The sequence below is a fragment of the Candidatus Fermentibacter sp. genome, from assembly GCA_030373045.1.
Taxonomy (GTDB): Bacteria; Fermentibacterota; Fermentibacteria; order Fermentibacterales; family Fermentibacteraceae; genus Fermentibacter.
The window spans coordinates 50,592-63,771 of the sequence record JAUCPW010000059.1 but is presented as its reverse complement, the minus strand read 5'-3'; the positions used below and the strand labels follow the sequence as shown (position 1 = coordinate 63,771).

7 protein-coding genes, 2 tRNA genes and 2 rRNA genes are annotated in these 13,180 nt (G+C 62.9%); 5 read left to right on the top strand and 6 right to left on the bottom strand.

Annotated elements, in window-relative coordinates:
- Positions 1 to 53: 53 nt before the first annotated feature.
- The 4 genes from QUS11_09855 to QUS11_09840 form a co-directional block, all read right to left on the bottom strand.
- Positions 54 to 3,056, bottom strand: a 23S ribosomal RNA gene (locus tag QUS11_09855).
- Positions 3,057 to 3,132: 76 nt separating this feature from the next.
- A tRNA-Ala gene (locus QUS11_09850) sits at positions 3,133 to 3,208 on the bottom strand.
- A 24-nt stretch (positions 3,209 to 3,232) separates the two neighbouring features.
- Positions 3,233 to 3,309, bottom strand: a tRNA-Ile gene (locus tag QUS11_09845).
- A 127-nt stretch (positions 3,310 to 3,436) separates the two neighbouring features.
- Positions 3,437 to 5,005 (bottom strand): 16S ribosomal RNA (locus QUS11_09840).
- The 16S and 23S rRNA genes sit together here with 2 tRNA genes alongside, the layout of an rRNA operon.
- A gap of 355 nt (positions 5,006 to 5,360) precedes the next feature.
- On the opposite strand from QUS11_09840, the gene QUS11_09835 reads away from it, so the two are divergent.
- Both QUS11_09835 and QUS11_09830 read left to right on the top strand, forming a co-directional pair.
- Positions 5,361 to 8,015, top strand: coding sequence for a hypothetical protein (locus tag QUS11_09835; protein MDM7993601.1), 2,655 nt, complete (start codon positions 5,361 to 5,363; stop codon positions 8,013 to 8,015).
- A complete protein-coding gene (locus QUS11_09830) occupies positions 8,005 to 8,514 on the top strand; it encodes a hypothetical protein (GenBank protein MDM7993600.1) in 510 nt (169 codons plus the stop codon). Before QUS11_09835 ends, QUS11_09830 begins: the two co-directional genes overlap by 11 nt.
- 3 nt (positions 8,515 to 8,517) lie before the next feature.
- Here the strand turns inward: QUS11_09830 and QUS11_09825 are convergent, their stop codons facing one another.
- Both QUS11_09825 and QUS11_09820 read right to left on the bottom strand, forming a co-directional pair.
- Positions 8,518 to 8,781, bottom strand: a complete 264-nt coding sequence (locus QUS11_09825) for a hypothetical protein (protein ID MDM7993599.1) — start codon at positions 8,779 to 8,781, stop codon at positions 8,518 to 8,520.
- Positions 8,778 to 9,725, bottom strand: a complete 948-nt coding sequence (locus tag QUS11_09820; GenBank protein ID MDM7993598.1) for a hypothetical protein — start codon at positions 9,723 to 9,725, stop codon at positions 8,778 to 8,780. The genes QUS11_09825 and QUS11_09820 overlap by 4 nt, the downstream gene beginning before the upstream one ends.
- A 222-nt stretch (positions 9,726 to 9,947) precedes the next feature.
- Between QUS11_09820 and QUS11_09815 the strand changes: the two genes are divergently transcribed.
- From QUS11_09815 to rfbD, 3 genes are all read left to right on the top strand, one after another.
- Positions 9,948 to 11,510 (top strand): hypothetical protein, encoded by a 1,563-nt coding sequence (locus QUS11_09815; GenBank protein ID MDM7993597.1) that lies wholly within the window; start codon positions 9,948 to 9,950, stop codon positions 11,508 to 11,510.
- Between the two features lie 89 nt (positions 11,511 to 11,599).
- Positions 11,600 to 12,313, top strand: a complete 714-nt coding sequence (locus tag QUS11_09810; protein ID MDM7993596.1) for a glycosyltransferase family 2 protein — start codon at positions 11,600 to 11,602, stop codon at positions 12,311 to 12,313.
- On the top strand, positions 12,310 to 13,179 hold the full coding sequence (gene rfbD, locus QUS11_09805) for a dTDP-4-dehydrorhamnose reductase (GenBank protein ID MDM7993595.1): 870 nt from the start codon (positions 12,310 to 12,312) through the stop codon (positions 13,177 to 13,179). The genes QUS11_09810 and rfbD overlap by 4 nt, the downstream gene beginning before the upstream one ends.
- Position 13,180 lies beyond the last annotated feature (1 nt).

Here is a 13,180-nt window from a genome sequence, read left to right as displayed (position 1 = left end):
AGTTCCTTCACAGCTATACAGGGCGGACGGACTTCACTGGAACCTGAGTATAAGTGATGAAGCCGCACGGCCGATTAGTACCGCTCGGCTGAACACATTACTGTGCTTACACCTGCGGCCTATCAAACTCGTAGTCTCCGAGTGGCCTTTAGGACCTTGCGGTCGGGAAGCCTATTCTTGGGGCCGGTTTCGCACTTAGATGCTTTCAGCGCTTATCCTGGTCCGCACATAGCTACCCAGCGGTGCCCCTGGCGGGACAACTGGTACACTAGAGGTGCGTCCGTCTCGGTCCTCTCGTACTAAAGACAGATCCCCTCAAGCTTCCTACGCCCGTGGAGGATAGGGACCGAACTGTCTCACGACGTTCTAAACCCAGCTCGCGTAACGCTTTAATCGGCGAACAGCCGAACCCTTGGGACCTTGTTCAGCCCCAGGATGCGTTGAGCCGACATCGAGGTGCCAAACCGCCACGTCGATGTGAACTCTCGGTGGCGATCAGCCTGTTATCCCCGGGGTACCTTTTATCCGTTGAGCCACGGCCCTTCCACTCGGGACCGCAGGATCACTAAGCCCTACTTTCGTACCTGCTCGACCTGTCCGTCTCGCAGTCAAGCTCCCTTGTGCCTTTGCACTCGACGCGCGATTACCGACCGCGCTGAGGGAACCTTTGGGCGCCTCCGTTACTTTTTGGGAGGCGACCACCCCAGTCAAACTGCCCACCAGACACTGTCCACGATCCGGATCACGGACCCGTGTTAGAGTTCCAACGAAACGAGGACGGTATTTCAACGTTGACTCCACCCGATCTGGCGACCGGGCTTCAAAGTCTCCCGCCTATCCTACACACGCCACGGCGGAACCCAATATCAAGCTGCAGTGAAGGTCCACGGGGTCTTTCTGTCCTTCCACGGGAAAACGGTATCTTCACCGCTACTGCAATTTCGCCGAGCCCCGGGTTGAGTCAGTGCCCAAATCGTTACACCATTCGTGCGGGTCGGAACTTACCCGACAAGGAATTTCGCTACCTTAGGACCGTTATAGTTACGGCCGCCGTTTACTGGGGCTTCGGTTCAAAGCTTCGAACGCACGGTTAGGCGCGTTCTGACCTCTCCCCTTAACGCTCCAGCACCGGGCAGGTGTCAGTCCCTATACGTCGTCTTACGACTTGGCAGAGACGTGTGTTTTTAGTAAACAGTCGCCCAGGCCTTTTCACTGCGGCCCAGCCCGGCTCAAGCTGTACAGCCATCACCAGACCAGGCGTCCCTTATCCCTAAGTTACGGGACCATTTTGCCTAGTTCCTTAACCCGGGTTAGCTCGAACACCTGAGGATCCTCTCCTCGCCCACCTGTGTCGGTTTACGGTACGGACATTATGTGTACTCGCTTAGAGGTTTTTCTCGGCGGCATGGACCCGGCCACTTTATGAGCCGAAGCTCTCGTCACACCCCTCAGGGTTGGAGCAGTGGATTTGCCTGCCGCTCCCCCCTACAGGTGCAAACCGGGACATCCATCACCCGGATGGCCCTACCTTCCGCGTCACCCCATCGCTCGAACGCACACACAATGGTGCAGGAATATTAACCTGCTTCCCATCGCTTACGCCTTTCGGCCTGTGCTTAGGACCCGACTTACCCTGGGAGGATCAGCCTTGCCCAGGAAACCTTAGGCTTTCGGTGTGCAGGTTTCTCACCCGCATTATCGCTACTCATGCCGGGATGATCACTTCCGTACGCTCCAGCATTCCTTGCAGAACACCTTCGACGCATACGGAACGCTCCTCTACCACTGTCGCTCGAGGCGACAGTCCGCGGCTTCGGTGATACGTTTGAGCCCCGATTATTATCGGCGCAGAATCGCTTGACTGGTGAGCTGTTACGCACTCTTTAAATGAATGGCTGCTTCTGAGCCAACATCCCAGTTGTCTGTGCGACTCCACTTCCTTAGATACACTTAACGTATGCTTTGGGACCTTAGCCGGCGGTCTGGGTTGTTTCCCTCTCGGCCGTGGAGCTTAGCCCCCGCGGCCTGACTGCCGTAGACCATGTTCCGGCATTCGGAGTTTGGTTGGGGTCAGTAAGCTTGTAGGCCCCTTAACCCATCCAGTGCTCTACCTCCGGAACACTGCATCGACGCTAGCCCTAGAGCTATTTCGAGGAGAACCAGCTATCTCCAGGTTTGTTTGGCCTTTCACCCCTATCCACAGCTCATCCCCTAACTTTTCAATGTTAGTGGGTTCGGCCCTCCGCTTGGTTTTACCCAAGTTTCAGCCTGGCCATGGATAGATCACCTGGCTTCGGGTCTGCCGTACGCAACTGAATCGCCCTGTTCAGACTCGGTTTCCCTGCGGCTCCGGCCTCGCGGCCTTAACCTTGCTACGTACGAGCAACTCCCCGGCTCATTATGCAAAAGGCACGCCGTCACAGAACAAGTCTGCTCCGACTGCTTGTAGGCACACGGTTTCAGGTACTATTTCACTCCCCGCCAGGGGTACTTTTCACCTTTCCCTCACGGTACTAGTTCACTATCGGTCACAGGCGAGTGTTTAGTCTTAGGCGGTGGTCCGCCCGGATTCACACGGGATTCCACGTGCCCCGTGCTACTTGGGAGAGTATCCCAGATCCAGTCCATGCTTTCGCGTACGGGCCTTTCACCCTCTTTGGGACAGCTTTCCAGAAGCTTCTGCTAGCATGGTTTTCGATCCGAGGTGACGCATCCTCCGGACACTTCCCTATCGCAACCCCGACGGTGCTACGCTTGCGCAGCAATCACGCACCGCTCGGTTTGGACTCTTCCCGTTTCGATCGCCTCTACTCAGGGAATCGCATTCGCTTTCTTTTCCACCGGGTACTAAGATGTTTCAGTTCCCCGGGTTAGCCTCTCCAAACCTATGTGTTCAGTAAGGAGATACCTGGGCTTTTAATCCAGGTGGGTTTCCCCATTCGGAGATCTCCGGGTCAAAGGTTGTTTGCACCTCACCGGAGCTTATCGCAGCTTACCACGTCCTTCATCGCCTGCCTGTGCCAAGGCATCCACCGTATGCCCTTAGTAGCTTCATCACAAATCCTCAGGTACTAGTGAAGAATCGTTCGCCCTGTATAGATGTCAAAGAACTGCGCGATTACCACGCTCTTCTGGTGGAGATGGCCGGGCTCGAACCGGCGACCTACGGCTTGCAAAGCCGTCGCTCTGCCAACTGAGCTACACCCCCTTCTACCGGCAAGCCGCCAGGCCCTGGTGGGCCTGACTAGACTCGAACTAGTGACCTCGCGCTTATCAGGCGCGCGCTCTAACCACCTGAGCTACAGGCCCGCACAGGGCGGGAGGTCACTTAGCCCCCCGGCAAAAGTATGGATCGAGAGAAAGCAGATACCGCTCGCACACTGTGCTCAACCTGGAGTGCCGGACAGCCTTTCGGCCATCCGGTTACACACCTTAGAAAGGAGGTGATCCAGCCACACCTTCCGGTACGGCTACCTTGTTACGACTTAGCCCCAGTCATCGGCTTCACTTTCGGCGCCTCCCTCCTTGCGGTTGGGCCAGCGACTTCGAGTGCTGCCGATTCCCATGGCTTGACGGGCGGTGTGTACAAGGCCCGGGAACGTATTCACCGCGGCATTCTGATCCGCGATTACTAGCGATTCCGGCTTCATGGAGTCGAGTTGCAGACTCCAATCCGTACTGAGGTCGGCTTTGGGGATTTGCTCCACCTCGCGGTATCGCAGCCCATTGTACCGACCATTGTAGCACGTGTGTAGCCCGGGGCGTAAGGGCCATGATGACTTGACATCATCCCCACCTTCCTCCGGTTTATCACCGGCAGTCCCGATAGAGTCCCCGGCTTGACCCGTTGGTAACTATCGGCGAGGGTTGCGCTCGTTGCGGGACTTAACCCAACATCTCACGACACGAGCTGACGACAGCCATGCAGCACCTGTGTGGACGCACCCTACTTTCATAGGGCTAACCTCACCCGAAGGCGAGGCTCCCATGTCAAACCCCGGTAAGGTTCTTCGCGTTGCATCGAATTAAACCACATGCTCCACCGCTTGTGCGGGCCCCCGTCAATTCCTTTGAGTTTCAGCCTTGCGACCGTACTCCCCAGGCGGGGCACTTAACGCGTTAGCTACGGCACTGAAGGGGTTGAGACCTCCAATACCTAGTGCCCAAAGTTTACAGCGTGGACTACCGGGGTATCTAATCCCGTTCGCTCCCCACGCTTTCGCGCCTCAGCGTCAGTGCTGGGCCAGTGTGCCGCCTTCGCCACCGGTGTTCTTCCTGATATCTACGCATTCCACCGCTACACCAGGAATTCCGCACACCTCTCCCGCACTCAAGCAAGGCAGTTTCGAACGCAGTTCCACGGTTGAGCCGTGGGATTTCACATTCGACTTGCCGAACCGCCTACACGCCCTTTACGCCCAATGATTCCGGACAACGCTTGCTCCCCCCGTATTACCGCGGCTGCTGGCACGGAGTTGGCCGGAGCTTTCTCTGGGGGTAACGTCAGGCAATGGACATATTGCTTCCACTGCTGTTCTTTCCCCCTAACAGAGGTTTACAACCCAAAGGGCCTTCATCCCTCACGCGGCGTCGCTCCCTCAGGCTTTCGCCCATTGGGGAAGATTCTCGACTGCTGCCTCCCGAAGGAGTCTGGGCCGTATCTCAATCCCAGTGTGGCCGGACACCCTCTCAGGCCGGCTACCCATCGTCGCCTTGGTGGGCCGTTACCCCGCCAACAAGCTAATGGGCCGCGGGCCAATCTCCCGGCGGCAGGTCCCGAAGGATCCCCACCTTTGATCAGTCTGCCATGAGCAGTCCGACCGTATGCGGTATTAGCCCAGGTTTCCCTGGGTTATCCCCCACCCGGAGGTATGTTACCCACGTGTTACTCACCCGTTCGCCACTCTCAGGGGACACAATTGCTTGAATCCCCATCCCGTTCGACTTGCATGCCTTATCCACGCCGCCAGCGTTCGTCCTGAGCCAGGATCAAACTCTCCGCAAAAAGCAAAAAGTCGATTCCTGTTGGAATCTGATTTCCGGTACCTAAAGCTTTCGCTTCGGGTCCCGCACAGTGCGTCTGCAGTATCTGCCTTCTCTGCGATTTCAAAGATCGGTCGCCAACCGGCGAGGCACTATTCTAGACAGGTCATCCCTGGGTGTCAAGCCCCCGGAAGGGAGCTATCTGCGTCCCGAAGGGGTGCCCGGTTTGCACCGGGCGGAGCGGTATATGCACGCCCGGAAAAGGGGTGTCAATGGCCCCGTGCAAGCTCCTTTTCCTCAATGGATTGGGCTTCCCGTGCGGCGGGGCTTCCCCGGGGCCCTGCCTATGGCTATCTTGCGCGGCGAAGGAGGCAAGGATGGAGATCGTTCCCGTGCTCCTCAGATCCGTTGTCCGCGACGGAGCGGTTTCCACGGTCTCGTCGGACCCGGTCTTCGAGCCGCCTCCCTTCTCCGAGCTCGAGCTCCGCGACCTTTCGAAGCGCATCCCCCAGAACGGCAGATACGCCCTCCTGCAGATCACCACGGCATCGGGCGTCGCCACCGCTGCCGCCAGGATACAGGGTGAGGAGTTCTTCTTCTTTCTACTAAAGGGCGAGGGAGCCGAGAGGCTGGCATCCATCCCGGCATTCTGCCTCTCCAGGGGCGACAGGCTCCCGCTGGCCACTCCGGCCGCCGTGGCGATGCTCGGCTACACGCCCTGGGAGCTGGCGGGCGGCGACTTCCTCAAGGGCTTCACCGGCTCGCCCACCGGGCAGTCCAGCCTCGTCCCCGTACTGGATCGGTGGGGCCGCAGGCACGAACTCATCCACATGCCGGTGAGGCAGTCCGACGGATCGGTCTGGATCACGGTCACGCCGGTTCCGGATACGCTCGCCTCTGGTTGGGAGAGCATCCTGGCATCCTGGGTGTCCAGGCCGGCGAGCAGCGCGGTATCGGAGCTCGAATCGGCCCTCGAGGCCATCGGCGCGAACGGCGGAGCCCTGTTCGAGCGGCAGGGCGACTCGTACGCCCTCGTCGCATCGCGCAACAGCCCCGTATCGCAGGAGGATCTCGCGCCCGGAGGGCTCCTGTCGTCCGCGGGAGCCGAGTCGTCCGAGTGGCTCGACACTGGCGGCGAGGGAGCGGGAGGGCATCTCTACATCAAGGCCTTCGGGAGGTCGGACGGCTTCCTGGGGGTGTTCGGAGGGGCGGCGAGCCCTGTCACGGTGGAGAGCAGGGCTTCCGTCGTCCTGCCCGTACTCGCCATGCGGCTCGATCTCTCCGCTGCGCTCCGCGCCGACATGGAGACGGAGAGCAGGAAGGCCGTCCTCGAATCCATAGAGAAGATGCTCCAGGAGAGAGGTACTTCGTCATGGCTCGAGCTCGGCGCCATGCTCGACGACATAGCCTCCCGCACCGGCGCCGCGAGGATGGATGTGATCTCCCAGCCTGCGGAGACATCCGGCCCCGTCCCTGTCGCCGCCCAGCCCGCGGAGTCTCAGGACTCGACGACGGTGGACGTGAGGATGCGCGGCGGCAGGATACTCAGAGTGGGCTTCGACTCCCCCTCTCATGCCGACATGAGGATGGCGAGAGCCGTTGCGCGCATCTTCGAGAGATTCTGCCACCGCGACGCCCCGGCCGCAGCGCGGGACGTCCACCCCGGAGGCTGGCGCACCGTCCAGATCGAGGGTTTCCGCGTGGTCTGGCAGCCGGAGGGCTCCTCGCTCCCGGCATGCTTCTCGTTCTACGGGCGCGAGGCCCCGTGCGACGACTGCCCGGTGACGAGGGGGAATGCCGGGCGGCAGGGCGTTCCGTCGAGCCACCTGAGGGACGGATGGATAGAGGAGATCATGCCAGTGGGAACCGGGCACTCCGTCAGATGGACGAGATGGATGGCGGACCCGTCCGACCCCGGCACGGAGAAGCTCCCCGGCGGTGCCGCGGTCTACGGCCGGAGCGGCGAGGTCGTCTCCTGGAACGGCTGGATGGAGACGGTTTCGGGGGTCGGCCCTTCGTCGGCCAGGGGGCAGGGCGCATCCCGTCTCCTCGACCGCATGGCCGGGCCCAGGGTGGTGAGGCAGCTCGAGCTCGCCATGGGCGGCGTGTTCCTGCCGGACAGCGTCGAGGTCACTCTTCCCGGGGGCAGGAGATGCTTCAGCAAGATGATCCCCGGCGCCGGGAAGGACATGATCGCCCACTTCGTCATCGACGCCAGATCGGCCGGCATCGAGGAGGTTCAGATCCTGGCCGGACCGGGCGCCGCAGGCGCCGAGGGGGAGCCTTCCTCCCTCAGGACCGCGATGGAGGGTGTGTGCGAGATCTACGGCTGGGAGCTGATCGCTTCCGACGACTCGTCTCCGGACTCGACGGAGGTCTGGCTGTCCGCCCCGGCGCTTTCGGAATACCTCCTCGACCTGCTGAAGCAGATGGCTCCCACGATGCCGGAGAGGAAGGCATCGCTGAGCACGGCCTTCGTGCCGGAAGGGCGGCCTCTCGCCGGGCGGCCGGTGCTGCCTGCCATCTACGGGATGGTCGGGTTCAGGACATATCCCGTGCTCCTGCCCGGACACCAGCAGATGCTCGCCGGCCTGGAGCGGGAGATCGCGGGGCTCGGGGGCTGGATGGCCAGGAGCGGGGAACAGGGCCGTGACGAGGTGGTCGTCGCACTGCCCATCGTGGGCAGGGACCTGGGCGAGCGGAGGCGGATCACCCTCTACTCCGCCGACGACTGGTTCACGGGCGAGATAGAGGCCGTGACATCAGGCCTGCCCGACCGTTTCTGCGTAGCCTCCAACCTCACCGATCTTGCCGAGATGCAGCTCTCGAGCCGGGCCCTCGTCCTGAGACCGAGACCCGGCGAGGCCGGGCTCGTCTCCTGCCTCGCGGCGCGCGTTCCCGGACAGCCGATGATACTCGCCACGGGCGTGAGGCCGCGCATCCCCGTCACAGTCAGCTCGGTGATGCACCTGCAGACCCCGGCTACGAGAGACGAGCTGCTCATGGCCCTGAGGAGGATGATTGTCGCCTAGCACTGCAATTCTGCTGATCGCATGGGTTTCTGCGGCCCCGCTCTCGCCGGAGGAGTTCCTCCAGACCCTGGCCGACAGCTCCTCGGGATACGATGGAGCGGCCTACTGGATCGAGAGCGCGTCGGACCGGGCGTCCCTCGAAGGCATCGGCGCCGACAGCCTGGCTTCCGTCCTCGACGGCATGTCGGGCATCTCGGTAGTGCCCGGCCCTCCCTCGCTCGTCGAGGTCGACGAAGCGGCGGGATCCTACGTCGTAGAATATCCGGACGCCGAGTGGAGCTGGATCGACGACCGGGGAAGGGTGATCAGGGCCTTCGGCGGGACCAGCGTGGAGATGTCGGGCGGAAGGTACGGCTGGGTCGACCTGCCGGTGTTCGAGGGCGGTGTGTACGTCAGCATGCGGCACAGGCTGCTCGCGGGCTTCCTGGGGACCGTTGCGGTCCTGGTGCTGGCCGTCTTCGTTCTGTGGTGGGTGCGCAGGAAGTACCTGGGGAAGTGACTGTCAGAAGCCTTCCCACTCCGACGAGAAGTCGAGGATCTGGAAGGGAGCCTCCTGCATCGTGGTCTCGAGGGCCATGGCCCTGTCGATGAAGTCGTCGAGTTCGCGCTGGAGGAGCACGAGCCTGGCCATCAGGGCCTGGTAGGCCTCGTAGTCCGAGTCGCTCGAGACCGGCAGATGGTCGGACTCGGCGAACTCGCTGTTCATGTCCCTGAGGACCGAGGCGAAGGCCATCGCCAGTTCGCCCGACTCCTTGAAGCCCTTCATCTCGCCTTCCCGCTTCTGGATATGCCCTTCCTTAGTCGCGGAACATTGCGGAAACTGCACTCTTCGTCAATGAAGAGGGTCCCCTCCACGGTCATGTTCCCGTCCATCCAGTCCATCGCCAGCCCGAGCGCCTTCTCGAGCTGCCACGAGTTCTGGAGTTCGGGATGCTCCCACCTGGGATGGCCCGCACCGCCGAGCGCCATGAAGAGCCCCCTGGCCGAGGCATCGGCCAGCGCGGAGCCCATCTCGGGCGGGCAGACCGAATCGCGCGTCCCGCTCAGGAACACCATGGGCGTCCGGCCGGGGCAGGCCCTGGCGTAGTCGGCCGGCCTGAAATCCTCGAGGCTCCTGCGGGGAGCGGAGGGTAGCAGGGTCTTCAGCATCCGGGTCCGGAACGGGCCCAGCTTCTGCCTGGCGGCTCCGAAGAAGTCCGTGTAGCAGGCATGCGCGATCACACCGCCCAGGGGGGTCTGCGAGAAGATGCAGGCGGTCTTCACGGCCACCGCGGCCCCCATCGAGGAACCGTAGACGAGGATGCCGCCCGGGGGGTACCCGGCTTCGATGGCGGCATCCACGACTGCCGCAGCGTCGAAGGCCTCCTCGGGCCCTCCGGTGGTCTTCTCGCAGGGATGCCCGTCATGACCCCGCACCGGGGCCAGGATGGCCGAGATGCCTTTCCTGGCGAACATCTCCGAGAGCGCGACCATCCTGGCGAGGTCGCCGTGCAGGCCGTGGATGAGGATCGCGACCCTGTCGCCCCTCCGGATGTGCGGAGCCGTGAATCTCCAGCCGTCCAGAGTCCTGCAGGAGAGCCTCTCCCAGGGTTCGCCGGGGTCTGCGCAGGTTCTCGCGGGCCTCTTCCTGAACCGCCGCGCATAGGCCGGCAGCCCGGCGACCGAGTATCTCCTCCGGATGTCTTCGAGGATCGCTGAAGGATCGATCACCATGCACCCCCGCCCGTCATGTCCGATTATGCCTTTCGTCGCGCCCTCCAGGAAGCCTGCGTTGTCCCGGCCGATCCCACGGCCTAGATTCCGGGGTCTGCGGGGTCGGGCGGGGAGGCGTGCACGGTTGCCGGCCTCGCGACTGATGCAGGAACGCTCACGGGAGCCTCGCCGGGAGGAGGATCCAGCCCCTCCCGGCCGGTTCCGATGTCGGAATGGAATATGAGCCGGAGTCCCCGACCCTGCGCTGACTACCTGGTGGTCTCACCCCCCGTGTGCTCCCCTTCGGAGCCGCCGTCGGGGGCCTTCCTCCTCGCGGCGGCGCTTCAGGCGAGGGGGCGCAGCGTCTTCCTCCTCGATCTCTCCCTCGAGTTCTACTTGCGGATCTTCGACAGGGCCGGGGACGGCCAGGTCCGCAGGGCGCTGGACTATCTCCGGGGAGGGAGTGGCCGCCTCACCCCGCAGGGGCACAGGACGGCATGCGGCTTCCTGCACTCGGAGCTCTCCAGGGAAAGCGAGAAGACGGGCTGGAAGACCACTCTCATGGATCTCGAGCCCCCCTGCGGCTGCCATTCGCCCTCGCGGATACTCGAACTGTGCGAGCAGGGCCCGACCCCCTTCGCCGGCCTGTTCGAGGAGGTGCTGGACCCCGTTCTGGACGATCTCCGGCCCGGGACCGTCCTCGTCTCGGCCTCCTACCTCTCGCAGCTCGCCGGAGCCGTATCCACTGTCAGACACGTAACCTCCCGCGGCTTCGGGACGATCACGGGAGGGTCCCTTCTGAACAGCCTGCGCGAGACTGGAGAGGGTTCGATCCACCTCGAGAGGGTTCTGGGGCGGGTGGAGTACGGTGACGGTTCGATCCTCACCGGGGCGGGAGGAGAGGAACCGTTCCTCGGGAGCCTCTCGTGGCCCGGGACCGCAGGGAGGACGGACTATGTCTCGCCGCTCCGGGTCATCCCCTTCGCCCTCAGTACGGGATGCTTCTGGAACCGGTGCCTCTTCTGCCCCGACCGGACCCAGCCCTTCCGCAGGATCGGGCCCGGGTCCCTGGCGTCTCTCCTCGAGAGCGCCCCCTCCGCCGAGGAGAGGACGATGGTCCACCTCCTCGATTCCGCCGTTCCCCCGCAATTCCTGTCGGAGGCTCTCCCCGTCCTGGAGGAGCGGAACGCTTCGTTCTACGGTTTCGCAAGACCCTCGGCCGATCTCCTCGGGGGCGATCTGCTCGAGAGAGCGGCGCAGTCCGGCTGCGCGATGCTGCAGTACGGGGTCGAGTCGGCCGACGGGCGCATCCTCGGGAGGTTCTGCAAGGGCATCGATCCCGACACCGCCGCGGCCGTCCTGGAGAGGACCGCCGGACTGGGGATCAGGACCTATGCGTACTTCCTCTTCGGACTGCCCGGAGAGGACCGGGAGTCGAGGGAGAAGACGGCGGCATTCGTGGAGAACAACCTGGACAGCATCGACTTCGCCAACTTCTCGGTCTTCAACCTTCCGGTCAGGTGCGAACTGGCGGACCGTGCGGCGGATTTCGGGATCGAGCCGGACGGCTCGCACGCGGATGAAGGCATCGTCAGATTCTACCTGCCGTTCTCCATGTCGGGCGGCTCGCCGAGGTTCGAGGTGAGGAGGTTCCTGTCCGGGGCCAGCACGGCGGGATCCGGGGTGAGAGCGGTGCTGAACCGCACTCCGAAATGGTTCAGGGCCTCACACATGGCCATGATGGACATGGATGGCAGGACTCCATGCCAGAATCGCGGGCTCTCCTCCGAAAATGCCCGGTGAATCGGCTTTCCAGTCTGGTACTTGTCGGAGATGCCAGTTATAGTCGTGCCGTTCACCCGGCGATACCCCATTCGAGTAAGGATCACCCGATGCTGGAGAAACCTCGCATCTCCTTCTTCTGCCCGGCCTACAACGACGAGGGTAACATCGCGAGAACCGTCTCCAACGTTGTTGCCGCCCTGGAGAGTTTCGCAGGAGCCTTCGACATCACGATCGTAGAGGACGGCTCCCCCGACGGGACCGCGGAGGTGGCCGACGGGCTCGCCGCGGCAGATCCGAGGATAAGGGTCATCCACCACGAGAGCAATCGCGGATATGGTGGCGCCCTCAGGACTGGATTCAGGGAGGCCTGCGCCGGTGACTTCGTGGCCTATACCGACGGCGACGGCCAGTACGACTTCGGAGAGATCGGGCGCCTGCTCGATGCGGCGGACGGGACGAACGTGGTCGCAGGGTTCCGGCTGAACAGGGCCGACAGCATCACACGCAGACTGCAGACCCTGGTCTACGGGTTCCTGCTCAGGATGCTCTTCGGGCTGTCCGTGAAGGACGTCAACTGCAGCATGAAGCTCTTTCCGAGGGCTTCGCTGGACAGGATCTCCATCGATTCCGACAGCGCGTTCATCGATGCGGAGATACTCATCAAGCTCTCCCGGCTCGGCGTGAGGATAGACCAGGTCGGGGTGCACCACTATCCGAGGCTCACGGGAAGGGCTTCCGGCGCCAGGTGGCGGGTCGTCAGGATGACCATAGCGGACATGCTGAGGATGAAGAGATCCCTTCGATCGGAGGCGGTCGGATGAAGACCGTCGTCTTCGGCGCGGGAGGGATGCTGGGTGCGGACCTTTGCGAGGAATGGAGGGGGAAGGCTGTCCTGACGCCTCTGTCCCGCAGTCAGTGCGACGTGTGCGAGAAGGGCAGGGTCCGCGACATCCTTGGCTCGGAGAGGCCTGACGTCGCCGTGCTCCTGGCGGGCGCGACCAACGTGGACAGGTGCGAGACCGATCCTCTCTACGCATTCAGAGCCAACTCACTCGGCCCGAGCGTGGTCTCACAGGTCTGCAGATCGCTGGGGATCCCCATCCTGTATGTTTCGACGATCGCCGTATTCGACGGGAACAAGACATCTCCCTACACCGAATTCGACGATCCCTCGCCCTGCAGCATCTACGGCCGGTCGAAACTCCAGGGGGAGGAGGCCGTCAGATCTTTCTCGCCTGAGCACTGGATCGTCAGGACAGGCTGGCTCTTCGGCGGCGGCGAGAAGGACAGCAAGTTCGTGCCCAACCTCCTCAGAAAGGCCGGACAGGGCGGCAGCATCCGCGTCGTCCGCGACTGCGTGGGCTCGCCGACCTATACCCTCGACCTGGCGGCGGCCATCCTGAAGCTGATCGAAACCTGCCCGTACGGCCTGTATCACGTCGTCGGATCGGGGCCTGCCGCAAGCAGGTACGAGCTCGCCAGAGAGGTCCTCGAAGCGGCAGGGCATGATCCCGAGAGCGCCATCCCCTGCCAGTCGGCGGAGTATCCCCTTCCTGCTCCCAGGCCCCGCATGGAGGCAGCCGAGTCGCTCGTCCTCGAGCTTCTGAATGTCGATCTCGGCATCCCCCTGTGGCGGGACAGCCTGGCCTCCTATGTCAGAACCCGGCTCCAGTCCCTTCTCCACTGAC

Excerpts from the sequence above, each read along its gene's own strand:
- QUS11_09825 (MDM7993599.1), bottom strand. The coding sequence starts at position 8,781 with ATGAAGGGCTTCAAGGAGTCGGGCGAACTGGCGATGGCCTTCGCCTCG.
- QUS11_09815 (MDM7993597.1), top strand. The coding sequence starts at position 9,948 with ATGAGCCGGAGTCCCCGACCCTGCGCTGACTACCTGGTGGTCTCACCC.
- QUS11_09835 (MDM7993601.1), top strand. The coding sequence starts at position 5,361 with ATGGAGATCGTTCCCGTGCTCCTCAGATCCGTTGTCCGCGACGGAGCG.
- QUS11_09810 (MDM7993596.1), top strand. The coding sequence starts at position 11,600 with ATGCTGGAGAAACCTCGCATCTCCTTCTTCTGCCCGGCCTACAACGAC.
- rfbD (MDM7993595.1), top strand. The coding sequence starts at position 12,310 with ATGAAGACCGTCGTCTTCGGCGCGGGAGGGATGCTGGGTGCGGACCTT.